This window comes from Lysinibacillus sp. TE18511 (genome assembly GCF_054062295.1).
In genome coordinates this window covers 15,076-39,242 of record NZ_JBSSFD010000024.1, presented here as the reverse complement: position 1 = coordinate 39,242, position 24,167 = coordinate 15,076, and the positions used below count along the sequence as shown (strand labels likewise).

The window sequence follows — 24,167 nt, the reverse complement described above, 5'->3', positions numbered from 1 at the left end:
TTCTTCTAGGTTTGTTGGGGATATTCATATCCAAAATGTTCGTAGGCTAAATGTGATGCCACACGTCCACGTGGCGTCCGTTGAATAAAGCCTATTTGCATCAAATACGGCTCGTACACATCCTCTATTGTTACACGTTCCTCACCAATAGATGCTGCCAACGTATCTAAGCCTACAGGGCCACCACGGAAGCGCTCAATCATATTGGTCACAAGTTTATGATCAATATGGTCAAGCCCTCTAGGATCGACTTGTAATAGCTCAAGAGCTTGCTTAGCAAGTCCCTCAGTTATCATACCATCTCCAAGCACCTGTGCATAATCTCGCACCCGTTTAAGCAGGCGATTGGCAATACGGGGTGTCCCACGCGACCGTCTCGCCATTTCAAGTGCTGCTACTTGTTCAATATCAACATCAAATAAGTGTGCACTACGCTCTACAATCTCTGCAAGTGAAGTATTATCATAAAACTCCAATCTTAATAATACGCCAAAGCGATCCCTTAAAGGTGCTGATAATGCGCCAGCTCTTGTTGTTGCACCAACGAGTGTAAATGGCGGTAAATCAAGCCGTACAGAACGCGCTTCTGGGCCTTTACCAACAACTATATCTAAACAAAAATCCTCCATGGCTGGATAAAGCACCTCTTCTATTGCACGAGGCAGGCGATGTATTTCATCGATAAATAGCACATCTCCTGGCTCCAGTGAGCTTAAAATCGCCGCTAAATCTCCAGGACGTTCGATTGCAGGGCCACTAGTCATGCGCACATTAACATTCATTTCATTAGCAATGACCGCAGCTAATGTCGTTTTACCGAGTCCAGGTGGTCCATATAACAGCACATGATCTAAACTTTCCTGACGAAGCTTTGCCGCTTCAATGAAAATTTGTAAATTCTCTTTTACCTTATGCTGACCAATGTATTGCGCTAATCTTTGTGGACGTAAAGATAATTCAAACTGTTCATCATAGCCACCTGCCTCACTAGCCATCATACGTTCAGACATGTACTTCCCCCCTTTTCACTATTTTAACTTTAATAGCAATTGTAATGCTTGTTTCATAAATGCATCTGTTGTTTCAAGCTTGTCATTTTCCTCAAGCTGTGGACGTATTTTTTCAAGTTCTTTTTCAGAATAACCAAGTGCCATTAACGCAAGAATAGCTTCTTCAAGCTCATGTTTAAATGGATTCACACCAAATAACGGCAGCTCATCCTCTGAACTAGGTAGCTCGATAGTCTCCATTAATCCACCAAGTTTACCTTTTAAATCCAGAATCATTTGACGGGCCGTTTTCTTGCCAACACCCGGGAATTTTACTAAAAACGATTCATCCTCTCGTTCAATGGCACCTATCACCTGTTGCGGATTCCCAGTAGCTAAAATAGCTAACGCACCCTTTGGTCCAATTCCTGATACTAATATAAGCTTTCGAAACAGCTCTCGTTGGTCTAAATTTGGAAAGCCATATAACACTTGAGCATCCTCACGTACATGCAAATGTACAAAAATTTGCTGCTCAAGTGCAGATGTCCTGAACGCAAATGGATTAGGTGTATTGAGCTGCCAACCAATTCCTTGTTGCTCAAGCACAATATACTCAGGAGTAATACGCTTTATTTGTCCTTTTAAATAATCATACATTCTATAATCCCTCACAATCATCGTCTTCGATTATAGCATATAGCGAACGAATGCTCGACTATAAGAAAAAACACAAGTAATCGTTCACACACAAAAATGACCGCCAAAAGACGGTCATTTCTTCATCATTCTATCAATATCGTACCACAGTTTTGGCCAATATGTGAGGGCACGTTTTGTAAACGGCACTAAATAATCTAAAAACACTAGCTGTTGATCTAATGGTAAATCCACTGCAAAAAGCCATTCACGTAAAAGCTCATTTGGATATTTTAAACGATGTAGCTTTCTTTTGTCTAATCGGTTCAGCTCCGGTAACTCTGCAAATACTTTACTAAGGTCATAATCTACAGCTGGCAGTACACGATGTAACCATAAAATATATTCATCATCCGCTTCTCCAAGATGAGCTAAATCAAAATCAATTAATCGCAATTCCCCATCTGAGCACCATAAAAAATTATGATGTACGACATCTCCATGTAAAAGCGTTATTTCTTTTTCAGGTACATCCTCCAGTGCGATTAACTGTAACGACTTCTCACTATAGTGTAAAATTTGATCGATTTCTTCTTTCGTTAAAAAAGCACGAAATTCATTCCGCCTGCTCTTAAAACGCATATGACGCATTTGCCATTTTAAAAGCTGTGAATAGGTATGCAAGCCCGGCATCCGCTGCCAAGCAATTTTCTTATGTGTATCATGTAAGGTATTTAATAACTTAAGTGATTCCATCCGATCTTTTTTATGTGCAAAATTTGCACTATGACTTCCTTCTTGCCAAACTTGCACGATTAAGTACTCATCATCACTTTTCATTAAAGGTAAAATCAGTGAGGGTTCAAGTCGTCCAAGCTGTCGATGGATAACCCTCACCTTATCTGCTATTTCTAACTGCTTTGCACGTTTCACAAAATAATTATTAGATTGATATTTATACTTCCAAATATTAGGTTTTATTTCTTCAATGATATATGCTTTTTTACCATCGATAAGGCGTCATCCCGCCTGGGTACATGTGCGGTGACATCCATGGCCCTGTTGAAGAATACGGCGTTGGGCACTGTGATGGATATGGCATTGGACATGGCGGTGGGCACGGTGGTGGACATGGCGGTTGACAGTGACATGCGTCCATTTTCCAATTTGGCATCATGATTGGTTGTGCATTACAGCCACAGGACTGCTTCATTTCCATCTCCTGCATAGGCTCATATCCGGGCTTCATAGGGAAGAATGGAGATGTACTAGATTCTAAGAAATCCGGCATTCCAGCAACTTTACTGCATGGCTCACATGATGGTTGCTCCGGCATCGTATATGCTTCTACTTGTTGTTCCATCGGCATTGGCATTGGCATCGGCATTGGCATTGGCATTGGCATCGGCATTGGCATCGGCATATGACACCACATATGATGATGCATCGGCTGATGATGCATCGGCTGATGACAGCTTACACAATGAGGCACTACTGGCATTTGTGGCATTGGTTGTGGCATTTGTGGCATGATATAAATCGGTTGTGGCATTGGTTGTGGAGGTAGTTCCGGTTGTGCTACAGGCGGTGGTGGTTGAATTTGAACTGATGGCGGTATAACCATTTGAGTTTGTTCTACTTGTGGCATGACTACTTGTTGATGCCAATTAAGCTCTACAGGCTGTGGTACAAACGTCGGTTGCTGAGGCATTGGCATTGGATACGGAATTGGGATCATCTGTGGTTCTGGCATCGGTGGTGGTGGTACAACAATAGGTGGTGGCATCGGTCTTTGTATCTCTTTTTTGATACTTTCTTTAACAGGCCTTGTAGGTGACTCCTTATGCATAGGTCTTTCCTTGTGTCCTTCCCTATACGGTTCTTTGTTTATTTTTTCAGGCAAAATAATTTCCATGCCCGGTACTATATAATCTGGGTTGGCAAGATGGGCATTGAGTCGTTTTAAATCTTCAAATGAAATACCATACTCTTTTGCAATCTTCCACAACGTATCTCCCTTTTGAACAATATGAATACGCAATTTTTTCCTCCCTTCCTCTCTTCGTATCATATGTTCAATGTTTCATTTGGATACAAAAATTTCACGCATGTTGCAAAGGCTTCATGGTACACTAGTTTTAAGGAAAACGGCTTCCTTTATTACAGGCAGAGGTGATCTCTTATGAAAAAAATGTTAGGCGAAGAACGCCGACTGCAACTTCTCGCACAGCTAAAAAAAAGCACCACACCTATTACAGGGACTGACTTGGCGAAATTTGCTAACGTTTCTAGACAAGTCATTGTCAATGATATGACATTATTAAAGGCTAGAAATGAACCTATTATTGCAACTAGCCAAGGATATCTTTATATGCATCAGGAACAATTACATCAAACTGTTGAACGTACAATCCCTTGCTTCCATACCTCAGAGGATGCAGAAGATGAACTTATAACAATAGTTGATTGTGGTGGTACAGTAAAAAATGTTATTGTAGAACATCCTATTTACGGAGAAATTACTGCATCTATTATGGTCTCTAACCGTCATGAAGTGAAAAAATTTATTCAACGTGTTACTGATACACAGGCAAGTTACTTATCCGAACTAACGGGTGGTACACATCTCCATGTTATTTCTGCGCCTTCTGTTGAAATTTTAGATTTAATTGAGCTTACATTACAAAAAAAAGGTTATTTAGTAGTTGATCAATAATTTAACAATCTTTACTTAGCTGCTGGCTTTCACAAAGGCTAGCAGCTTTCTATTTATATGAATTTAAATGATTTACTATCAGGTGTATTGATTAACCATTTTTATACAGAATTAATTCGAAGAGGCTTATTTCCGCTACGGGCGACTTTACCCGCGGGAAGCTTTGCTCAGCGACGACAGCGAAGCAACAGAAGCACTCGAGTAGCCCTACGCTACAATCAGTTAAAACGGAAATATATTAGCAACATAGTAACAAAAAAAAGGCTATCCACTTTTATTGGATAGCTTCAAAGTTAGAGAAACCTTTTACGCTGTGAAGGTGTTGGCAATAAGCACATTTCTTTTTGACCGAAAAGGCGATACCGATTTTTTGCAAATATTCGATACATCCTATTTCGTATACATGATGGGATCAGGATGAAAACATAGCAGACAGGCCAGAAACTATCTAATCTCCGACAGATTTTAAGTGCAGCTGTGGATTCAAAATACGCCTTCCCATGCTCAAATAATATGACACTATCTATATTTTCTGGTACTTCGTATTGTGCAAGTAATGCTTGCCCTGCATCACTTTGGATCGATGCAAAGTGAAAATAGGCTCCCTGATCATGTTTGATAATAAATTGCACACTACTGTCACAAAAATTGCATACTCCGTCAAACAAAATAATGCCGCCCACAATGATTCCTCCTAGCCACTTTGATTACTCTTCTGACGTTAGATATGTAAAGTATGTACCAAGTGACTTCACCTTGCAACCAAGTGCAGCTAGTTCTTCCATGGCCCCACGCATCATAGGCTCCTTTTCATCTGCCAATACATCAATCATAAAGAAATAATCACCTAAGCCCGTTTTTAATGGACGTGATTCGATTTTACTTAAATTTAGCTGTCGCCATGCAAATACTGATAGTACTTGATGTAATGCCCCTGAACGGTCCGTTGGCAATGTTATCATAAAAGTTGTTTTTGCCTGTCCATCCGATAATTCTTGCGGTAATCGTATGTTTTGCTTAGATAATACGAAAAAACGAGTATGGTTAAAATGGAAATCATGAATATTATCTTGAACAATTTCTAAGCCATATTTTTCTGCAGCCGCTGCATTACCAACTGCCGCAATACATTCGCTTGGATTTTCGGATACATATTTTGCCGCTGCTGCTGTTGATGTTGTTTGTTGTAACGGAACATGGCTGAATCGATAAAATAAGTATTTATGACATTGTGCTAGCGCATGTGGATGTGAGTAAACTCCATTAATCGATTCCCAATTGTTCTTCTGCTCTTGATTGACCATTAAATGCTGCTGTATTTTCAACTGAAGCTCTCCTGTTACATATAGTGTTGCCTCATGAAATAAATAATCGAGCGTTAAAGGGACAGAGCCTTCTAAAGCATTTTCCAGTGGTACAACTGCTAAATCTACCTTCCCCTTTGCTACAGCCTCTATACATTCTGGAATTGTAGCACAAGGGACAAGCCACTCAGTTGGAAAGGTGGCTTTAGTTGCTAAGTATGTAAATGATGCTTCCGGCCCTAAATAGCCAATTCGTTTTTCCCATTGTTCTTTTGTCATGATTTTTACCTCCCTCACTACAATTGTAGTATAAAGTTTGAGTTTAATTTACCGTGTGTAACACTCGCGTAAAAATTCAACATTCCTATTTTTTAGAAAATTCTTTTCAAGGTACTACATTGAATGTTAGGTAAGTGCGAAGTTTCTCAACACGTATCGGCGACTGTCCGACCCTTTATGAATGTCCGTCTCTTTGCTTGTTCTATACAACGACGTTTTTTCTCTTTAGTTATAGAATAAGGAGCTGTCCCATCAGACAGTATTACATCATGTGGGACTGCTCCTTTTTGAGCTTCATAACATATTTGCTAGTGCTTTTATAGTTGAATTCAATCTGCAAATCAAACACGGCTGTTTAGCTTGGTCAAAAATTCAAGCTTGCTTAGAAATTATGGTTTTAATTATTTAATATCTACAATGCACCAGAACTAATTACTTCCGCTGACTCTACAAAATCTAAACGCTTGAGTTGTTGTATTAAATCATCAAGTTCACATGTCATACTAGTTACATCTAATGACAACGTAACATTTGCACGTCCTTGAATCGGTATAGTTTGATGGATAGTCAGTACATTGCAATGCGTAATTGTCACTGTTTCTAATAGCTTTGCAAGTGTTCCTTTACGGTCCTGAAGCTGTAAAAAGACTGTTAAAATGCGTTCCTGCACAATTGAGTGAAAAGGAAATACAGCATCACGATATTTGTAAAACGCACTACGCGATAAATCCACCTGCTTTACCGCATCCCATATGGAAGATACCGAACCACTTGAAAGTAAGTGTTTCGCCTCCAAAGTTTTTTGCATAGCATCCGTTAAAACATCTTCACGAACTAAATAATATCGCTGATTCGCAACATTCTTCATACGCTTCCCCCTAAAACTCTTGTCTTAATCGACAAATTCAAATTCAAACTCTTGCAGACGAACTATATCGCCATCTTGTGCGCCACGTTCGCGTAGTGCTTCATCCACGCCCATTGCACGCAATTGACGAGCAAAACGGCGAATACCATCTTCACGGCTAAAGTCAGTCATTTTAAATAGGCGTTCAATTGCGTAACCACTAATGATAAATGTACCATCATCATCACGAGTAATTTCGAAATCTTCACCTTTTCCTTCATGTTTATACATTACCGTTGCATCTGATTGCTCTTCTAAATCATCGTATAGAGGGAATTCAGGCGTTACTTCCAGTAAATCAGCAATGGCAAATAGTAACTCTTTTAAGCCTTGACGTGAAATTGCTGAAATCGGGAAAATTTGAATGTCTTCTCCCACTTTTTTGCGGAATTCCTCTAAGTTTTCTTCTGCTTCTGGCATATCCATTTTATTTGCCACAATAATTTGCGGACGCTCTGTTAAACGAAGATTATATTGTTTTAACTCTTCATTAATCGTTAAATAATCCTCGTATGGATCTCGACCTTCCATCCCAGACATATCAATTACATGGACAATAACACGTGTACGCTCGATATGTCGTAAAAACTGATGGCCTAAACCCACTCCTTCATGAGCTCCTTCAATAAGTCCAGGTAAATCTGCCATCGCAAAGCTACGATGATCATCCGTTTCAATCATCCCTAAATTTGGAACAATCGTTGTGAAATGATAAGCACCAATTTTTGGCTTAGCAGCAGAAACAACAGATAGAAGCGTTGATTTACCAACACTTGGGAAACCTACTAGTCCCACATCCGCTAAAACTTTTAACTCTAATATAACATTTAATTCTTGTCCTGGCTCACCTTTTTCAGAAAGTTCTGGAGCTGGATTTGCCGGTGTTGCGAAGCGTGAATTTCCTCGGCCACCTCGGCCAGATTTTGCGATAATCGCTTGTTGACCATGCTCGACTAAATCGGCAATAACAGCCCCTGTTTCTTCGTTCATTACGACTGTGCCTGGTGGTACTTTAACGATTAAATCCTCTGCACGTTTACCATGCATTCCTTTACTCATACCATGCTCACCACGGTCAGCCTTGAAGTGGCGTTTATAGCGAAAATCCATTAATGTTCGTAAACCCTCTTCAACTTGAAATACTACGTTACCACCATGTCCACCGTCACCACCGGCTGGACCACCATTCGGTACATATTTTTCTCGGCGGAAGGCAACCATTCCGTCACCACCGTCGCCACCTTTTACATAAATCTTAACGTGATCGACAAACATTTAGTTCACTCCCTATTTGCATTCAATACATATTGCCAGCACGTATTCGTCTGTTCAATTGTTTGAATGTCTAATTGTTTCAAACCTTTTTCGGTGAATGCATCAGCACTCCATAGCCCATTTAGCGTGAATGTCACGGCAAATGTATGATCGTCAACACGTACATCGAGCGCTAAGCTCTGCTCTGTAAATGGATCTAATGTATCATAAACATGCATAACTGTTTTGTTTAAGTAATCTACAATTTCCGTATCAATATTATTTGTGACGGGCTTTTTTATATCACCGCTAAGTTTCATTGGTAATGATTGATAGCGCCAGCCTGCTGTTTGCAGCCACTCGATTGTTTGCGGTAATTGTAGACGATTAAGGATAGAAAGTGCTTGTAATTGTTCCGAATAATTTTGAATAAGTTTTTTTGATTCATCAATTCTACCTAAATCTAAATTCATGCGAATAAGCTGGAGCTGATTCACATAATCATGATTTGCAAAACGTAATACTTCACTAATGGTTAGTGATTGATTGTTCATCCCATTCACTCCAATAAAGTTATCCTTACTAGTATAACAAGTTTTGCTGTATTTTTCCCTTAAATCTTTATCAATTATGCCTCGGCATAATTGCGTCCGGAATCGGCTTTGTGCTTAGGCCTACACGAGGGCCGACACGATGTCGGTCATTTCGGTAATGCCACAGGACGTGGCGTTCTTAGACTGAGTTCCATATTTCAGCGGATGTTTGGACGCCCGCTGAAAGTAGTTGAAATTTAGCCAAAAAAAGGACTGCAATAAATGCAGTCCTACGCTTTATGTTTATCTTTTTTAAAGATTAAGCTTCTTGTGATGCTGGGTAAACAGATACTTGTTTGCGATCGCGACCTAAGCGTTCGAATTTAACAACGCCGTCAACTTTAGCAAATAGTGTATCGTCACCACCACGACCTACGTTTGTACCTGGGTAAATTTTTGTACCGCGTTGACGGTAAAGAATTGAACCACCAGTTACGAATTGGCCATCAGCACGTTTAGCACCAAGTCGTTTTGACTCAGAGTCACGTCCGTTTTTAGTAGAACCTACCCCTTTTTTAGATGCGAAAAGTTGAAGGTCTAATGCTAATAATAATTTCATCGTGTTCCACCTCCTACTTGGTTGTAGTTGATTTGGATGTATTGTCCGTAATTTTGCACCATAGAATACACTTGGGCAGTCATTACTTGGACAATTAACTGTAGTTTTGCATCAATCTCAGGCTCTATATCTGATGGTAAACCTACCTTAAGGTAGCCTCCACCTTCAGCAGCTTGTTCGACTTCTGGCTGTAATTGTAATAGTGCATAAATAGCATTCACCGTACCTATGGCAATGGTAGATGCTCCTGCACATACTAAATCCTTACCAGATTCATCGTATTCAGCATGTCCTGAAAATTCGAATGCGGACACATGTCTATTTTCATCGTGATGAATCGTAACTTGTATCATTCGTTACACCTCACAATTAAGCGTTGATCGCTTCAACAACTAATTTTGTGTAAGGTTGACGGTGACCTTGTTTACGACGGTAGTTCTTTTTAGCTTTCAATTTGAAAACAACGATTTTTTTCGCACGGCCTTCTTTAACAACTTTAGCTGTTACAGTAGCGCCTTCTACTAATGGAGCTCCAACTTTAACGTTTTCGCCACCAACGAATAAAACTTTATCGAAAGTTACAACCTCGTCAGCTTCTACACCTAATTTTTCAATATAGATTTCTTGACCAGCTTCTACTTTGATTTGTTTACCACCAGTTTCAATAATTGCGTACATTTTACTGCACCTCCTCATAGACTCAGACTCGCCTGTTTATAAAGGTGATCATAGGATACTTTAACCTTTCCAGTGCGGTTGCAGTAGCACAGGTGCTACAAACAATAACATTAAGATATTACCACACGATTTATTTTAAGTCAATCTATTCATTACATATTTCTCAAATGCTAAACGATATTTTCGATAATTCCATTCTTTTAACGCTTGAAGCCATATAAATAAACATAGAATTGCTAAAAAAATAGATTGTGGGAGGTAATATGAAGTTATCATGAGTAGTATAGTCGCAATTGTAAGAGAAAGCCAGTAGTAATATTCAAATACCCGAACACTTGGAAAGACTAAAAATAAAGACGCTAAAAATATTCTGCCGCCGTCCAATGGAATAATCGGTAATACATTGATTGCTAATAGCACAAGTTGTACATCGATGAGCTTTGCAGCAAGTAGTTCAGGCATAAAAAAAGCAAGGCCAATCCCTATTATTGTAGCGATTGGTCCCCCTAAGGCAATCCAAAGGAGTGACGTAGCTGGCACAACCGCTGGATTTTCAAATTCTATTTCCCCTCCATAAGGTGTGATAACGCATGATTTCACCTTAACACCACAAATCATTGCAGCTAACAAATGACCGACTTCATGCCATAGTAACGAAGATAAAATAATAGCATAATAAGCAATTTGACCACTAAAAATCATTATAAATACGAAAGGGATACATAGAAGATGCAGTTTAATTTTCATTGGACGCCGCTGTTTCAAGCCACTGTACAACCTGCTCTAAACTATAAGATGTCTTATCCTTTTCAATCGAGATATAGAGTTGTCCCGCCTCTTTCATGCCGATTAAATCATTTGCCTGTACTGTTGTATATGGCAGTTGCGCTAAACTATCAAGCATACCATAGGAAACTGTTGTGCCATCATCATAGCTAATCGTCATTGTTTTACCAGTATATTTTGTATGACCAGTGAAAACAACAAGACCATTCTGCCCAGCATACACTGGAAGACCAGCATCATACTGCAATAAAAAGCCTTCATTAAAAACTTGCGCGTCGGCAAATGTTAATAGTTCAGTTTGCCCAACATCACTTGATACTAAAATTGTTTCCTCCTCTTTATTTAGCCAGCTTTGTCCGAGCTCGCTTAAATAAGTTAAATCTGCTGATGTTGTAACAAGTTTTCGCACAGGTGTTTCCAATATACCTTGATCCTCTAAACGAATTACAAGCATAATTGCAGCCACAAGTAATATCGTGACCAACCATTTCCATTTCTTAAACAAGCCCTCATCCTTTTTTTCACACTATATGAGGCTGCATGTCCATTCATGCACAAGAAAAAAACCTTCTCGTACAAATGCACGAAAAGGTTTAAGATCATCTTGAAAATAACGCTTTAAGTTTTGAGAATACACCTCTATGTTCATCTTCAATTGCCATAAGTGGCACAGATTCCCCAAGTATTCGACGGGCAATATTACGATAGCCTAGAGAGGCTTTGTTAGTTGGATCCATTACTACAGGTTCACCTTTATTAGAAGACGAAATAACCCCTTCACTATCTACAATTATCCCTAATAGATCGATAGATAAATGTGTTGTAATTTCATTCACATCCAAAGTATCGCCGCTTCTCATCATATGTTGGCGAATGCGGTTAATAATTAGTTTAGGAGCAGTGATTTCTTCCTGTTCAAGCAAGCCAATAATTCGATCTGCATCACGCACAGCAGAGATTTCTGGTGTTGTTACGACAATTGCATGATCTGCACCAGCAACAGCATTACGATAGCCTTGTTCAATGCCTGCTGGACAGTCTATTAAGACATAATCATAGTCTCGTTTTAATTCCTCTACTAAGCTCTTCATTTGCTCAGGATTAACAGCATTTTTATCTGTTGTTTGAGCAGCAGGTAATAAAAATAGTTTCTCATCCACACGTTTATCTTTTATTAACGCTTGATGAATCTTACAGCGCCCTTCAATAACATCTACTAAATCATAAATAATACGATTCTCAAGGCCTAAAATTACGTCTAAATTACGTAGACCAATATCAGTATCTACTAAACATATTTTTTTACCTTGTAGAGCCAATGCAGTTCCAAGGTTAGCCGCGGTCGTTGTTTTTCCGACACCGCCTTTACCTGAAGTTATGACGATTGCTTCTCCCACACTAGCTTCCTCCCTTAGACACATTTAACAATGGTCGAATATTTTTTAACGCGTGAATTTGATCATACGTAATGCGCCCATCATAGCCGATAAATGCACAAGTCATCTCTTCCTGATTTTTTGCTTTTACATGTTCGTCTGACATTACCTGAACCTGATCAGCAATCATGATATGTGTAGCTTCAAGGCGAGATGCTGCAATAATCGCTTCTTTATTACCATGAACCCCAGCATGTGCAATCCCTTTGAGTTTACCTAGGACATACACATTGCCACCAGCTTCTACACGTCCATTCGGATTGACATTCCCGACGATAATAATATCGCCTGGCGAACGCAGAATTTGACCTGATCTGACCACACCTAAATATGTATCTTGTTGACTTTCAATCCTCTTCTGGTCGCTCTCATGGACAGTCAGTACTTCACTTTGCACCTTTGAAACGATTAATTGCTCTGTTTCTTGAACAATTTTAATAAGCTCTTTTATTTGTTCATCAGAACAGTATCGATAGCCTAAATATAATTGTACATCTACTTTGCTATCGATACCGCTTTCTGACACTTTCTTTTTAAGCTCTTCTACTAAATCGACATACGCGCATTGATCGTCTAAATGAAGAACAAATCCATCCTTTGTTCCCTTCATATTAACCAACTGTTTTTTCATGAATGCCTCACCCCACGTTGCTCTTTGTTAAGAAACTTCACGTGCTCTCTGTAAGACACGCGCATTAATTAGATATTTGAAGGCCCAACCAAGAATCATTAAAAATAGTGCATTAGCAATGATCGTTGGTAGTAGTCGTGAACGTAAGAAATCCGATAATGGGATCGATGTAAAGTCGATAAGATAGAAGAATTGATAGAGTATAAATTCTAAAATCGCTACTAAAACAACTGAAATCGTCGTTGTCACAACTAAGTGCTGATGAATAATTTTCACAATAGACCCTGCTAAAAAACAAATAAGCGGAAACAGTACTGAATATAATCCAATAATATCAATGTAAAAGACATCATACAAGACACCAAAAAAAAGTCCATACATTACCGCTCGCTGACGGCTATAATAGATGGAAATAAATATTAAATATAAGATTAAAAATCTTGGCACTAAATAATAGATTTGCCCTTTGATTTCAATGGGTGAAAGCATAGCAAACTCTGGTTCTAGTAAAAATAGTAAAACCGCCACAGAGGGGATGAGAAATCGAACCATTATTTTTCCTCCTCTTCACTCGCCTCTGGTGGATGTGTTAAATCCTCGTTCGTTGCACTACCATCAGATCCATCTATCACAGTAGAGGAGCGTTTAGCAATAACAACATAGTCTAAAATTGAAAAATCCGCAGATGGTTTTACATAGGCCATTTTTGTTAAGCCAAAATCATCTGTACTTACTTCAGTAATTTCTCCGATTGGCACATTCTTTGGGAAAATACCCCCAAGTCCTGATGAAACTACTTGCTGACCTTTTTTAACTGGTAAACTTGAATCGATTCGCTTCATAATAAGTTCATTACGTTCTTTATCAAAGCCCTCAATTAAACCGTATGCTTCTGTATCTCCTAAAACCATCGCAGAAACACGATAGTTTGGATTACTTGTATATAAAAGCTCTACCTCAGAGGTGAAAGGTGTCACTACTGTAACTTTACCGACTAACCCTTTCGCTGTCATAACTGCCATATTTTTTTCTACACCGTGTGAAGAACCTTTATCTAAAATAATTTTTTCTTCCCACTGGTCAGGATTTCTAGCAATAACTGTGGCATGAATTGGATTAAATTCTTTTAAGCTCTCTGATTTGTCGAGAAGCTCACGAAGCTTTTCATTATCTGATTTTAATTCCGTTGCCTCAGCTTGTACAGCTGCAAATTCTTCTAAGCGTGCTTTTAAACGTTTATTTTCTTCGTACGTGTTTAAGAGGGAATCAATATTATTAAAAACACCTGCAATATAATTCGCCGGCTTCGCAACAATAGATTGTGCGACGCCGACAGTATCTTTAATAATTTGCTCTGGTAAAGTTGCATTCGTCCGATCACGTAATGAGAAGCTAATCAATGCCACAAGAAAAACCATGCCTACAAGCAGCAAAATTAATTTCTTATTGAAAAAAAAATGTGGCATTGCCTAAACCTCCTTACCCTTTAACTTGTTGTGAACGGATTAAATCAATATGTTCTAGAGCCTTACCTGTACCAATAGCAACACAGTCCAGTGGATCTTCTGCGATAAATACTGGCATATTCGTTTCTTGGCTAATAACTTTGTCTAAATTTGTTAATAGCGCACCACCACCTGTTAAAACAATTCCGCGTTCCATTACGTCTGCAGATAATTCAGGAGGTGTTTGTTCAAGTGTTTTGCGAACGCCATCAATAATTGATGATACCGCTTCACGTAAAGATTCAGAGATTTCTTGTGAAGAAATTTCGATTGTTTTAGGTAAACCTGTTAAAAGATCGCGTCCTCTAATGTCCATTCTACTTTCCGGACCCTCAGCCAACGCTGTACCAATTTCCATTTTCACTGCTTCTGCAGTACGTTCACCAATTGTTAAATTATATGTTTTACGAATATACGAAATGATGGATTGGTCCATTGCATCCCCACCAACACGCACGGATTCACTTGTTACAATACCACCTAATGATATAACAGCTACCTCTGTTGTACCACCACCGATATCAACGACCATTGACCCTGTTGGATCCCAAACTGGTAAGTTAGAACCGATTGCTGCTGCAAATGGCTCTTCAATTGTAAATGCTTCTTTAGCTCCTGCTTGGCGAGCAGCATCAATAACCGCACGTTGTTCAACTGATGTAATACCGTAAGGCACACAAATCATAACATTCGGCTTTTTCCAATTCCCACCAGAATTTTTGCAAGCTTCTTTTAAATAGTATCCTATCATTGCTGTAGTAATATCAAAGTCAGCAATAACGCCATCTTTCATAGGACGGATTGCTACGATTGAACCAGGTGTACGACCAATCATATTTTTGGCATCATTACCAACTGCAACGATATCTCCAGTTTTTGTATTTTTTGCTACGACTGAAGGTTCGCGTAAAACGATTCCCTTCCCTTTAATAAACACTAATGTATTCGCTGTGCCGAGGTCAATCCCGACATCTTTACTTCCTAATCCAAACAATTTGTGTACTCCCTTTCTATTTAAGCCATACTTTCGTTGACATCATCTACACTCCTGCGCGTAATTACACACAGAGGCTTTATCTTCATTCAATCGATGTTCAACACCTACTGAAAAAACTACACACTCAATCATCTCACACCTGTTGAAGTGAGAGGCTTCTTCTGAATAAAGATAAAATCATACCGTTCATTATAACGGATAAACGCAAGAATTTATAGTGCCACATGCTCTTCTCGCGGAAAAGATACTATTTTAATTCCCTCCTAAACTAAAAATAGTACGTATAGATTAGCATATAATTTTTATTCTTGTAAGACAACGTGTATTAGGCTACCAATTTTTGTGAATATTATAGACATTTCTACGAGTACAATAACGTTTTATTTAAAAAAAGGTTCGCTTTCATTTTAGTTTTTCGCAAAAAAATACAAAAATATTTATTTTTAAAGTAACGAAGAGATTTGAAGCAACACCAAATGTTAAGTCGCGAACAACGCGATGGATTTCAAAAAAAATTCCACGTTCTCTCTTTTTGGTGTTCTATCCGTTTCTTTTGAATGTTCCTGCGAATACCCTTACTTTTCATAGAACCAGCTATTTTTATTAATATATTGATTAAGTCATAAAAAAACTCTGCAAAATACATTGCAGAGTTAAAAATATCCTTTTTCTTTCAAACTAATAAATTGATGATCACCGATGATGAGATGATCAATCAAATCAATGCCCATAATATATCCAGCCTCTAAAATTCGTTTCGTCACTTCAATATCCTCTTCACTGGGTGTCGGCACGCCGCTAGGATGATTATGCGCACAAATTATAGAAGCCGCAGATCTCTTTACAGCCTCGCGATATATCTCCCTAGGATGGACGATTGAAGCATTTAGACTGCCTATAAAAATCGTCTGCCTATGAATAATTTGATTTTTTATATTTAAAAAAAGAACTACAAAATGTTCTTGATTCAGTGAGGTCATATCAGGCATTAAATAGGCGGCGGCATCTTGCGGTGAGCGTATCGTATATTTTTCATCGCTTTGTTTCTGAGCAAGACGTCTACCAAGTTCAATAGCTGCTAATATTTGAATGGCTTTAACCTCACCAATCCCTTTAATCGCAACCATTTCTTCTATAGTTGCATGTTTTAAATAATGTAAACGCTCAAAAACACTTAGTATGCGATTTGCAAGTACAAGTACAGACTCTTCTTTAGTGCCTGTCCTTAGTAAAATGGCCAGTAGCTCCTGATTCGATAAACTCATTGCCCCTTGTCGCAGTAGTCTTTCACGAGGTCGATCCTGTATATTAACGTCTCGTATCATCATTCTTGGTAAAACATCATTTGGCAAAAAAGCCTCACTCCTTCGCAAATTGGATAATATCGAGACCTACCAAATGCGTAAACAACGCTGCAAGTGGTAAGCCGACAACATTGTTATAATCTCCTTCAATTCGCTTAACTAAAAGTGTACCAGCAGTTTGAATGCCATAACCACCTGCTTTATCAAATGGGTCTCCCGAATCTACATATGCTTCGATCAGCTCCTGCGATAAATGATGAAAGACAACATTTGTCTCCTCGACAAATGTTGTTTCATTACCGTCAGGATCAATAATGGCAACAGCTGTCATGACCGCATGTTGCTTGCCTGATAAACGTAATAAGTGAGAAATTGCCTCCTCACGATCTTTTGGTTTATGGAGTAGCTTATTATCATAAACAACAATAGTGTCTGCTCCTATAATCGTTGCATTTGGCGCTTTTTTTGCCACATCCCTTGTTTTTAATAGAGCTACACCTTTTACATAATCTTGCATTGTAGTTGCATGGACACTTGTCTCTTCTACTTCACTGGTGATTATGTCAAATGGAAGTGATAGCATTGCGAGCAATTCCTTTCGTCTAGGTGAAGCAGAAGCAAGCACTAGCTTGTGATTTGTATTAAACATTATCTGACCATTCCTCCTTATTAGTTATCATAACGGAGAATTTAGGTTTTGAAAATTTTCAAAAAATCAAGATAATGCTTATTTTGCCATCTTTCATGCTTAAAATTTCACTTGAAGACAAGTATTTTTCGATTTGTAATGGGCAAAAACATGTAAACGAATGATGCTAATATCGTTTGAAATTGAAGAGGCTGCCGCACCAATAGATTGCCAATCAGCAGGCAGTGTAGAGTCCTTCGAATTATCCTTAAAATTTAATTTTGTTGCCTTTTTGTCAGCTAGCACAGATGGTAGCTCTGCAATCGTTGCCTCCTTACAGCTGTCACTACTTACACTAAATGCTTTTTTAAATGTGGGAGGATCTTTTAAAAAGACAAGCTGACTTTCATCGGTTACCATACTTGTCCAAACGTAAAATTTTCCATCAACCTCGACAATGGCACTCTCTTTTAATGAAGGGTGTTCAGATACAAACGAACTTGCACTTTCATAATTTGAATAAACCCCTGCTTGACTTGCAAAAAACATAGTTCCATCTATTGCTCCACCTGCTGTCGGGATTGTTTCTGCGTCTGTATTTTTATTATTACTATTACTGGCTATATCGCTGCCATTATTTTTCAAAGAAAATTGAGTGCTCGCTTGAAGAACACCTAAAAAAATAGCTACACCAAAAAGTCCGACTACTCCTCCAATAAACATCGCACGAAATATTTGTTTTTTCATGACCTGACTGACAATTTTCATTCGTCCATCACCTCTTCCTTCACGTATCAAAGCCTATCTATAAAAAGACAAGACTGTTTATGACTACAATTTGATATAAGTATATGTATAAAAGTATGTGTAAATGCTAATTTACTTCATTTTGATTTAGTAGTGGTTTTTGAGGTTTATCATAAAAATAAAATATTTTGTATCCAAATTTTTTACCATCGAATCCCCTTTTTTGCGAAACGCAAACTAGATAAAACCGTTTATAGCCTCTCTAATGAAAAGCGGGCAAGTCACAAAACAACCATTAGCTTTCACCAAGAAAAACTCTCCAATCAAAATGTAATAGAAGAAATAGAAATATATTAAGAAAAAGTGCTTGAGGAAATCCGAGAGAGGATATCAGAATTTTAATAGTAATAGGAGGATTATAATGAATCCTATTTGTCACAATGACCTTGGAATAACTAATCTACAAAAAAAGCCCTACCGTTCACATAATAAAAAAGAAAATCAGGGCCTCACTTTATAATGAGAACCTGATTTTCACTAGAAATTACATATTATACACTTTTTAATCTTCTACGTACTTCAGTTAATAAATACAACGAACCCGATACAATAGTTCTCGACTTACTTTCTGACTGTCGTTGTAAAAATTGAACATAATCTTCTAACACTGCTTTATGAGAGGCATTGGACAGCTCAAGCATTTTTTGAGCAGCCATCGCACGAGAATTACTGAAATCAACAAAGTAAAAATAATCACTTACCTGCTCAAACTGAAGCAATATCTCTTTTACAGCTTTATCAGCAAGAATGCCAATGACAAAAGAAATCTGCTCTTCTGGGAACTCATGTTTTATCGTTTCTATTAATTTCTCAGCACTTGCTGGATTATGAGCACCGTCTAAAAAAATATAAGGCAAAATTTCTTCAAAGCGTCCTAAAATGGTTGCGTTTTTCACAGCTTTTTGAATAGCCTCTTTACTAACTTGTATCCTAAATGTGGTTGCCACTTCAAAAAAGGCTGTAATAGCAAGTGCCATATTATTCGCCTGATGTGCTCCCTTCATTGTGCGTGTGAGCTTTGTAATACGGAAGCCATTATCATTATGCACATAGCTCTCTCCATCATTCCTCTGCTCCACATAAAACTGATGATTTAACTCAAAAACGGATGAATGTATTTTTTTAGCTTCCTGATAAACTATATTCTTTGCCTCTAACGGCAACTCACCGATAATAACTGGACGATCCGGCTTAATAATTCCGGCTTTATGGCGGGCAATACTTTCAATCGTATCTCCTAAAAAATTCGTATGCTCTAATGCGATACTCGGGATGATTGACACAATTGGTGTAACCACATTTGTACTATCAAGTAAGCCCCCCATACCTGCTTCAATAAGGGCAATATCTACATTACTCGCAACAAAATGTAAAAATGTTGCAACAGTTAAAAGTTCAAAATCTGTTAATTTTCCACTAAGTCCAGCTGCCTGCATTTGTTGGAATACCCGATTCATTTCCGCTTCCGTAATTGCCCTGCCCTCTACTTGAATTTGGTCATGTACGTCCAAAATACAAGGAGACATAAATTTACCAACACGTAAGCCATGTTCTTTGGCGATTGATTCTAGAAATGTAAGAGTCGAGCCTTTACCATTAGTCCCTGCAAAATGCACGACTCGTAATTTTTTCTCTGGATTACCTACTCGTGACAATGCCTCTTCAATTGCAGTTAGACCAGGTTTAATAACATCATCGCTCAAAACATTCCATTTTTCCTTATAGCTATTAAATTTTGGGATCATCATTGTTCCCCCTGTAGCCATTGTCGTATTTCAGCTATGAAATACAATGAACCTGTAATGACTATAATATCCTCATCATTTCTTTGATGTAGCACTGTTTGAACCATTTCACGCCAATCCACACTAGACGATTTGTTCGTATTTGTAGATAATGAAGCTAATTTATCAGCAGGCATAGCATTCGGCAGTTCAATTTGTGTAAATGCTATTGATGTAGCAATACTATCCATTAAAGCAATACTATTCGCATGATCTTTATCTGACAATGCTGCATATATAAATCGATAATTTTGATGTGGATATACCGTTTTAAGTGTTTGAATTAGTGCAGCTGTTCCTTCTGAATTATGCGCTCCATCTAGTACTATATTGCCAGATAATTGCTCAAAACGTCCTGCCCACTGAGCGATCGCCAATGCTTGACGAATTGACTCATCTGAAATGTCAATTGCTCCATTCTCTCTTAACACGAGGATAGCTGTAATCGCTAGACTTGCATTATCTATCTGATGTGGCCCGGCCATTTTTACTGGGACATCTACCATCTCCACATTTGCTTTTTGGTAATTAAAGAGCTGTATGTTAGCACTTTGCACAATGTTTTCAACCGTAAAATCTTTTCCTAAAACAAAGCATGGCGCATGTTGCTCATTTGCTATCTCCTGGATAACAGTAAGTGCCTCTTCACTTTTAACCCCGACAACAACTGGTACACTTTCTTTAATAATTCCTGCCTTTTCAAACGCTACCTTTGCTAATGTATCTCCTAAAAACGCAGTATGTTCTAGTGAAATCGTTGTAATAATTGAAATAAGTGGCGTAATGACATTCGTAGCATCTAAACGTCCACCAAGTCCTGTTTCAATCAGTGCAATATCCACTTCTTCATCCGCCAAGTATTGGAACATAATAAGTGTTACGACTTCAAAAAAGCTTGGAAATTCACCTTTATAATGTGTCTCAATAATAGTAGAAACTTTGTTCATATAATGTAAAAATTGCGCATCAGAAATTTGAGTTCCATTAATAGTTATTCGTTCATTGACACACTCTAAATGAGGTGAAGTAAAGGCACCAACTTTGTAGCCAGCATGTTGTAGCATTTCTCTTAGTGCATTCACTGTTGAACCCTTACCATTTGAACCCGCTAAATGAATAGCGCGTAGCTTGTCCTGTGGGTTACCTAGAATCTCCAGTACCTCTCGCATCAATACGAGAGGTGCCCGTTTATGATCAACTGCCTTTAACGTAAAAATAAAATCTGTACATTCTTTCATCGATTTAAACAAAAGAAACACTCCCTCTTACTACAATATCTCTATTTTAGTACAAGTGATGCCCAATACACATACATTTCGAAAAAACTCTTGTTTACCTACACCATTTCACTGAATTTTGAGGTGAACGTCTTGTACCTGCCTCTTTGCTTTCGATACGATACATTACTGCCCGTTAATGCGAGATAAAAAGACCTTTCGCTATAATAATTACGAAATTCAGATATTTTTCCATTGACTGGTAATTAATTAGTGAACAATAGTATTCACAAATAGGCATAATGAACTTTTTTTTAAAAAAACACAGTATTCTAACCATTCTATAAAAATCTATATATTTTTCCCTAATAAAACATATATCTTATGGTGCATATAAAAAACAGCGGATGACTTTTCATCATCCGCTGTTTCCTATTTACATATTTTTTAGTTCTTCTAAACGCTTTAATACAATCGCATGTTTACTTTCGTAATCAGCTAATTTTTCACGTTCAGCATTAACTAATGCTTCTGGCGCTTTGGATACGAATTTCTCATTCGATAACTTACCAGTAACAAGCTTCACTTCTTTTGCCCATTTTTCTAATTCTTTTTCAAGACGAGCAATTTCTTCTTCTAGGTTAATAAGTCCAACAAGTGGTAGGAATAGCTCCGCTCCAGTTACTACTGCTGTCATAGACTGACTAGGGGCCTCTAAACTTTCTCCAATTGTTAGTGACTCTGGATTACAGAATTTTTCTAAATATGCTTTATTTGCTTCAAGTACTGTAACCGTTACTGCATCTTTTGCTGAAATATATAGCGGTACTTTTTTGCTCATTGGTGTATTAACTTCCGCACGAATATTACGTACTGAACGTATAATATCCATTAGGAGCTTCATATTGTCTGCTTCCTCTGTAAAATGAAGATCCGCACGTACTGTTGGCCACGCTGCCACTGTAATTGATTCACCTTCATGTGGTAAGTGTTGCCAGATTTCTTCCGTAATGAACGGCATTAATGGATGTAATAGACGCATCGTTTGGTCTAATACGTAAGCTAAAATAGAACGAGTCGTTTTCTTAGCTGCTTCATCTTCACCATTTAACGGTAATTTCGCCATTTCAATATACCAAGAACAGAAATCATCCCAAATAAAGTTATACAGCTCGCGGCCAACTTCACCAAATTCGTAGCGCTCTGCAAGTGATGTTACACGCTCAATTGTTTCATTTAGGCGAGTTAGAATCCATTTATCGGCAACTGATTTTTCACCAGTTAAGTCAATTTCATCATATGTCATACCTTCCATGTTCATTAAAGCGAAACGAGAGGCATTCCAAATCTTATTAGAGAAGTTCCATACAGCTTCTACTTTTTCAGTTGTATAGCGTAAATCTTGACCAGGTGATGATCCAGTAGCTAAGAAGTAACGTAATGAATCGGCACCATATTGATCAATAACGTCCATAGGGTCTACACCATTGCCAAGTGATTTACTCATCTTGCGTCCTTCACCATCACGTACTAAACCGTGAATTAATACATCTTTGAATGGGCGCTGACCTGTAAATTCAAGACCTTGGAAAATCATTCGAGATACCCAGAAGAAAATAATATCATAACCAGTTACAAGTGTGCTTGTTGGATAGTAACGTTTATATTCTTCATTTGCTTCATCTGGCCAACCCATTGTTGAAAATGGCCATAGCGCTGAAGAGAACCATGTATCTAATACATCTTCATCTTGTGTCCAATTCTCTGCATCTGCTGGCGCTTCTTTTCCTACGTAAATCTCACCTGTTTCATTGTGATACCATGCTGGGATTTGATGACCCCACCATAATTGGCGAGAGATACACCAGTCACGGATATTTTCCATCCAGCGAGAATATGTGTTTTCAAAACGAGATGGTACGAAGTTTACTTTTCCTTCTTCATCTTGTTGAAGCGCAAGTGAAGCATCAGCAAGTGGTTGCATTTTTACGAACCATTGTGCTGAAAGATATGGCTCTACAACAGCTCCAGAACGTTCAGAGTGACCTACTGAATGGGTATGTTCTTCAATGCGAATAAGCACACCTGCCTCTTGTAGATCAGCTACAATTTGCTTACGGCATTCAAAACGGTCCATACCATTATACTTGCCAGCAAGCTCGTTCATTGTACCATCTTCATGCATTACAAGAATGCGTTCTAAGTTGTGGCGGTTCCCAACCTCAAAGTCGTTTGGATCATGTGCCGGCGTCATTTTTACAACTCCAGTACCAAATTCCATATCTACGTAGTCATCTGCTACGATAGGGATTTCACGACCAACAATTGGTAAAATAACTGTTTTACCAATTAAGTGTTGATAACGCTCATCATTCGGGTGAACTGCTACTCCCGAGTCACCTAGCATTGTTTCAGGGCGTGTTGTCGCTACTTCCACAAATCCTGAGCCATCAGCTAATGGGTATTTCATGTGATAGAAAGCACCTTGAACATCGTGATAGATAACTTCAATATCTGATAACGCTGTTTTCGCAGCAGGGTCCCAGTTAATAATACGTTCACCACGATAGATTAAACCTTTTTCATATAATTGAATGAACACGGTTTTAACTGCATCAGAAAGACCTTGATCAAGTGTGAAACGCTCACGAGAATAATCTAATGCAAGGCCAAGCTTCGCCCATTGGTCGCGAATATGACTAGCGTACTCTTCTTTCCATTCCCATGTTTTTTCGAGGAATTTTTCACGACCTAAATCATAACGTGTAATATTATCTTCACGCAGTTTAGCCTCTACTTTTGCTTGTGTCGCTATACCTGCATGGTCCATTCCAGGTAACCAAAGTGCATCATACCCTTGCATGCGCTTCATGCGAATTAAAATATCTTGTAATGTTGTATCCCAAGCATGACCAAGATGTAGTTTACCTGTTACATTCGGTGGTGGAATAACGATTGAATAAGGTTCCTTTTCACTCGTAGGCTGTGCCTCGAAAAATTTCCCTTGTAACCACCATTCATAACGACCCGCTTCAATGGACAGCGGATCATATTTTGTTGGCATTGAGATGTTTTCTGTCATTTTGACTCCTCCTGTTGATTCATTAGTTTTACCGATGTGAGATCGTACCAATCATTCTGTTTTATGTCTCAT

The 24,167-nt window shown here is 38.4% G+C and carries 26 protein-coding genes and 1 other annotated feature; of the genes, 1 reads left to right on the top strand and 25 read right to left on the bottom strand.

The window, feature by feature from the left end:
- Positions 1-5: 5 nt before the first annotated feature.
- The 4 genes from ruvB to ACVWXS_RS16545 form a co-directional block, all read right to left on the bottom strand.
- A complete protein-coding gene (gene ruvB / locus ACVWXS_RS16560) occupies positions 6-1,010 on the bottom strand; it encodes a Holliday junction branch migration DNA helicase RuvB (protein WP_456959144.1) in 1,005 nt (334 codons plus the stop codon).
- Between the two features lie 18 nt (positions 1,011-1,028).
- Positions 1,029-1,649 (bottom strand): Holliday junction branch migration protein RuvA, encoded by a 621-nt coding sequence (gene ruvA / locus ACVWXS_RS16555; protein ID WP_068983756.1) that lies wholly within the window; start codon positions 1,647-1,649, stop codon positions 1,029-1,031.
- 114 nt (positions 1,650-1,763) lie between these two features.
- Positions 1,764-2,561 carry a phosphotransferase gene (locus ACVWXS_RS16550; protein ID WP_456959143.1) on the bottom strand — a complete coding sequence of 266 codons (798 nt, stop codon included), beginning with the start codon at positions 2,559-2,561 and terminating at the stop codon, positions 1,764-1,766.
- Positions 2,562-2,631: 70 nt separating this feature from the next.
- Positions 2,632-3,669 carry a LysM peptidoglycan-binding domain-containing protein gene (locus ACVWXS_RS16545; RefSeq protein ID WP_456959142.1) on the bottom strand — a complete coding sequence of 346 codons (1,038 nt, stop codon included), beginning with the start codon at positions 3,667-3,669 and terminating at the stop codon, positions 2,632-2,634.
- A 141-nt stretch (positions 3,670-3,810) separates the two neighbouring features.
- On the opposite strand from ACVWXS_RS16545, the gene ACVWXS_RS16540 reads away from it, so the two are divergent.
- Positions 3,811-4,344 (top strand): transcription repressor NadR, encoded by a 534-nt coding sequence (locus tag ACVWXS_RS16540; RefSeq protein WP_368635788.1) that lies wholly within the window; start codon positions 3,811-3,813, stop codon positions 4,342-4,344.
- Positions 4,345-4,637: 293 nt separating this feature from the next.
- Here the strand turns inward: ACVWXS_RS16540 and ACVWXS_RS16535 are convergent, their stop codons facing one another.
- From ACVWXS_RS16535 to ACVWXS_RS16435, 21 genes are all read right to left on the bottom strand, one after another.
- Positions 4,638-5,027 (bottom strand): thiol-disulfide oxidoreductase DCC family protein, encoded by a 390-nt coding sequence (locus tag ACVWXS_RS16535; RefSeq protein WP_456959140.1) that lies wholly within the window; start codon positions 5,025-5,027, stop codon positions 4,638-4,640.
- Between the two features lie 24 nt (positions 5,028-5,051).
- On the bottom strand, positions 5,052-5,927 hold the full coding sequence (gene pheA / locus ACVWXS_RS16530; protein WP_456959139.1) for a prephenate dehydratase: 876 nt from the start codon (positions 5,925-5,927) through the stop codon (positions 5,052-5,054).
- 412 nt (positions 5,928-6,339) lie between these two features.
- A complete protein-coding gene (locus tag ACVWXS_RS16525) occupies positions 6,340-6,795 on the bottom strand; it encodes an ACT domain-containing protein (protein WP_053484814.1) in 456 nt (151 codons plus the stop codon).
- 24 nt (positions 6,796-6,819) lie between these two features.
- Complete coding sequence (gene obgE / locus ACVWXS_RS16520) at positions 6,820-8,109, bottom strand: GTPase ObgE (protein ID WP_368635786.1); 1,290 nt, start codon at positions 8,107-8,109, stop codon at positions 6,820-6,822.
- Positions 8,110-8,114: 5 nt separating this feature from the next.
- Positions 8,115-8,642: a Spo0B domain-containing protein gene (locus ACVWXS_RS16515; RefSeq protein WP_456959137.1), complete on the bottom strand. Its 528-nt coding sequence runs from the start codon at positions 8,640-8,642 to the stop codon at positions 8,115-8,117.
- A gap of 298 nt (positions 8,643-8,940) precedes the next feature.
- Positions 8,941-9,240 carry a 50S ribosomal protein L27 gene (gene rpmA / locus ACVWXS_RS16510; RefSeq protein WP_053484817.1) on the bottom strand — a complete coding sequence of 100 codons (300 nt, stop codon included), beginning with the start codon at positions 9,238-9,240 and terminating at the stop codon, positions 8,941-8,943.
- Entirely contained in the window at positions 9,237-9,593 is a 357-nt protein-coding gene (locus ACVWXS_RS16505) for a ribosomal-processing cysteine protease Prp (RefSeq protein ID WP_368635785.1), read from the bottom strand. The genes rpmA and ACVWXS_RS16505 overlap by 4 nt, the downstream gene beginning before the upstream one ends.
- A 16-nt stretch (positions 9,594-9,609) precedes the next feature.
- The gene (rplU, locus tag ACVWXS_RS16500; RefSeq protein WP_049667662.1) at positions 9,610-9,918 is read right to left on the bottom strand and encodes a 50S ribosomal protein L21; all 309 of its coding nucleotides are present in this window, start codon (positions 9,916-9,918) and stop codon (positions 9,610-9,612) included.
- A 14-nt stretch (positions 9,919-9,932) separates the two neighbouring features.
- Positions 9,933-10,008 (bottom strand) — a sequence feature (ribosomal protein L21 leader region).
- Positions 10,009-10,053: 45 nt separating this feature from the next.
- Positions 10,054-10,665, bottom strand: a complete 612-nt coding sequence (locus ACVWXS_RS16495) for a stage IV sporulation protein FB (RefSeq protein WP_456959135.1) — start codon at positions 10,663-10,665, stop codon at positions 10,054-10,056.
- Positions 10,655-11,209, bottom strand: coding sequence for a peptidoglycan DD-metalloendopeptidase family protein (locus tag ACVWXS_RS16490; protein WP_368635783.1), 555 nt, complete (start codon positions 11,207-11,209; stop codon positions 10,655-10,657). Before ACVWXS_RS16490 ends, ACVWXS_RS16495 begins: the two co-directional genes overlap by 11 nt.
- Positions 11,210-11,303: 94 nt before the next feature.
- On the bottom strand, positions 11,304-12,101 hold the full coding sequence (gene minD / locus ACVWXS_RS16485; RefSeq protein ID WP_368635782.1) for a septum site-determining protein MinD: 798 nt from the start codon (positions 12,099-12,101) through the stop codon (positions 11,304-11,306).
- 1 nt (position 12,102) lies between these two features.
- Positions 12,103-12,771: a septum site-determining protein MinC gene (minC, locus tag ACVWXS_RS16480; RefSeq protein ID WP_223553552.1), complete on the bottom strand. Its 669-nt coding sequence runs from the start codon at positions 12,769-12,771 to the stop codon at positions 12,103-12,105.
- Positions 12,772-12,798: 27 nt separating this feature from the next.
- Complete coding sequence (mreD, locus tag ACVWXS_RS16475) at positions 12,799-13,323, bottom strand: rod shape-determining protein MreD (protein WP_068983769.1); 525 nt, start codon at positions 13,321-13,323, stop codon at positions 12,799-12,801.
- Positions 13,323-14,237, bottom strand: coding sequence for a rod shape-determining protein MreC (gene mreC, locus ACVWXS_RS16470; protein ID WP_368635781.1), 915 nt, complete (start codon positions 14,235-14,237; stop codon positions 13,323-13,325). The genes mreD and mreC overlap by 1 nt, the downstream gene beginning before the upstream one ends.
- Positions 14,238-14,250: 13 nt before the next feature.
- Complete coding sequence (locus ACVWXS_RS16465) at positions 14,251-15,270, bottom strand: rod shape-determining protein (RefSeq protein WP_068983771.1); 1,020 nt, start codon at positions 15,268-15,270, stop codon at positions 14,251-14,253.
- 656 nt (positions 15,271-15,926) lie between these two features.
- The gene (gene radC / locus ACVWXS_RS16460) at positions 15,927-16,598 is read right to left on the bottom strand and encodes a RadC family protein (protein WP_456959162.1); all 672 of its coding nucleotides are present in this window, start codon (positions 16,596-16,598) and stop codon (positions 15,927-15,929) included.
- 34 nt (positions 16,599-16,632) lie between these two features.
- Positions 16,633-17,226, bottom strand: a complete 594-nt coding sequence (locus ACVWXS_RS16455) for a Maf family protein (protein WP_456959132.1) — start codon at positions 17,224-17,226, stop codon at positions 16,633-16,635.
- Between the two features lie 99 nt (positions 17,227-17,325).
- Positions 17,326-17,973 (bottom strand): hypothetical protein, encoded by a 648-nt coding sequence (locus tag ACVWXS_RS16450; RefSeq protein ID WP_456959130.1) that lies wholly within the window; start codon positions 17,971-17,973, stop codon positions 17,326-17,328.
- A 530-nt stretch (positions 17,974-18,503) separates the two neighbouring features.
- The gene (locus ACVWXS_RS16445) at positions 18,504-19,757 is read right to left on the bottom strand and encodes a bifunctional folylpolyglutamate synthase/dihydrofolate synthase (protein ID WP_456959129.1); all 1,254 of its coding nucleotides are present in this window, start codon (positions 19,755-19,757) and stop codon (positions 18,504-18,506) included.
- Positions 19,757-21,046 (bottom strand): bifunctional folylpolyglutamate synthase/dihydrofolate synthase, encoded by a 1,290-nt coding sequence (locus tag ACVWXS_RS16440; RefSeq protein ID WP_456959127.1) that lies wholly within the window; start codon positions 21,044-21,046, stop codon positions 19,757-19,759. Before ACVWXS_RS16440 ends, ACVWXS_RS16445 begins: the two co-directional genes overlap by 1 nt.
- 403 nt (positions 21,047-21,449) lie before the next feature.
- Positions 21,450-24,095 carry a valine--tRNA ligase gene (locus ACVWXS_RS16435; RefSeq protein ID WP_374965772.1) on the bottom strand — a complete coding sequence of 882 codons (2,646 nt, stop codon included), beginning with the start codon at positions 24,093-24,095 and terminating at the stop codon, positions 21,450-21,452.
- Positions 24,096-24,167: the final 72 nt, after the last annotated feature.

Excerpts from the sequence above, each read along its gene's own strand:
- mreC (WP_368635781.1), bottom strand. The coding sequence starts at position 14,237 with ATGCCACATTTTTTTTTCAATAAGAAATTAATTTTGCTGCTTGTAGGC.
- ACVWXS_RS16435 (WP_374965772.1), bottom strand. The coding sequence starts at position 24,095 with ATGACAGAAAACATCTCAATGCCAACAAAATATGATCCGCTGTCCATT.
- ruvB (WP_456959144.1), bottom strand. The coding sequence starts at position 1,010 with ATGTCTGAACGTATGATGGCTAGTGAGGCAGGTGGCTATGATGAACAG.
- ACVWXS_RS16515 (WP_456959137.1), bottom strand. The coding sequence starts at position 8,642 with ATGAACAATCAATCACTAACCATTAGTGAAGTATTACGTTTTGCAAAT.
- ACVWXS_RS16450 (WP_456959130.1), bottom strand. The coding sequence starts at position 17,973 with ATGAAAATTGTCAGTCAGGTCATGAAAAAACAAATATTTCGTGCGATG.
- rpmA (WP_053484817.1), bottom strand. The coding sequence starts at position 9,240 with ATGAAATTATTATTAGCATTAGACCTTCAACTTTTCGCATCTAAAAAA.
- ACVWXS_RS16525 (WP_053484814.1), bottom strand. The coding sequence starts at position 6,795 with ATGAAGAATGTTGCGAATCAGCGATATTATTTAGTTCGTGAAGATGTT.
- ACVWXS_RS16445 (WP_456959129.1), bottom strand. The coding sequence starts at position 19,757 with ATGATCCCAAAATTTAATAGCTATAAGGAAAAATGGAATGTTTTGAGC.
- ACVWXS_RS16455 (WP_456959132.1), bottom strand. The coding sequence starts at position 17,226 with ATGTTTAATACAAATCACAAGCTAGTGCTTGCTTCTGCTTCACCTAGA.
- minC (WP_223553552.1), bottom strand. The coding sequence starts at position 12,771 with ATGAAAAAACAGTTGGTTAATATGAAGGGAACAAAGGATGGATTTGTT.
- ACVWXS_RS16495 (WP_456959135.1), bottom strand. The coding sequence starts at position 10,665 with ATGAAAATTAAACTGCATCTTCTATGTATCCCTTTCGTATTTATAATG.
- radC (WP_456959162.1), bottom strand. The coding sequence starts at position 16,598 with ATGATACGAGACGTTAATATACAGGATCGACCTCGTGAAAGACTACTG.
- ACVWXS_RS16540 (WP_368635788.1), top strand. The coding sequence starts at position 3,811 with ATGAAAAAAATGTTAGGCGAAGAACGCCGACTGCAACTTCTCGCACAG.
- ruvA (WP_068983756.1), bottom strand. The coding sequence starts at position 1,649 with ATGTATGATTATTTAAAAGGACAAATAAAGCGTATTACTCCTGAGTAT.
- ACVWXS_RS16505 (WP_368635785.1), bottom strand. The coding sequence starts at position 9,593 with ATGATACAAGTTACGATTCATCACGATGAAAATAGACATGTGTCCGCA.
- pheA (WP_456959139.1), bottom strand. The coding sequence starts at position 5,927 with ATGACAAAAGAACAATGGGAAAAACGAATTGGCTATTTAGGGCCGGAA.
- rplU (WP_049667662.1), bottom strand. The coding sequence starts at position 9,918 with ATGTACGCAATTATTGAAACTGGTGGTAAACAAATCAAAGTAGAAGCT.
- mreD (WP_068983769.1), bottom strand. The coding sequence starts at position 13,323 with ATGGTTCGATTTCTCATCCCCTCTGTGGCGGTTTTACTATTTTTACTA.
- obgE (WP_368635786.1), bottom strand. The coding sequence starts at position 8,109 with ATGTTTGTCGATCACGTTAAGATTTATGTAAAAGGTGGCGACGGTGGT.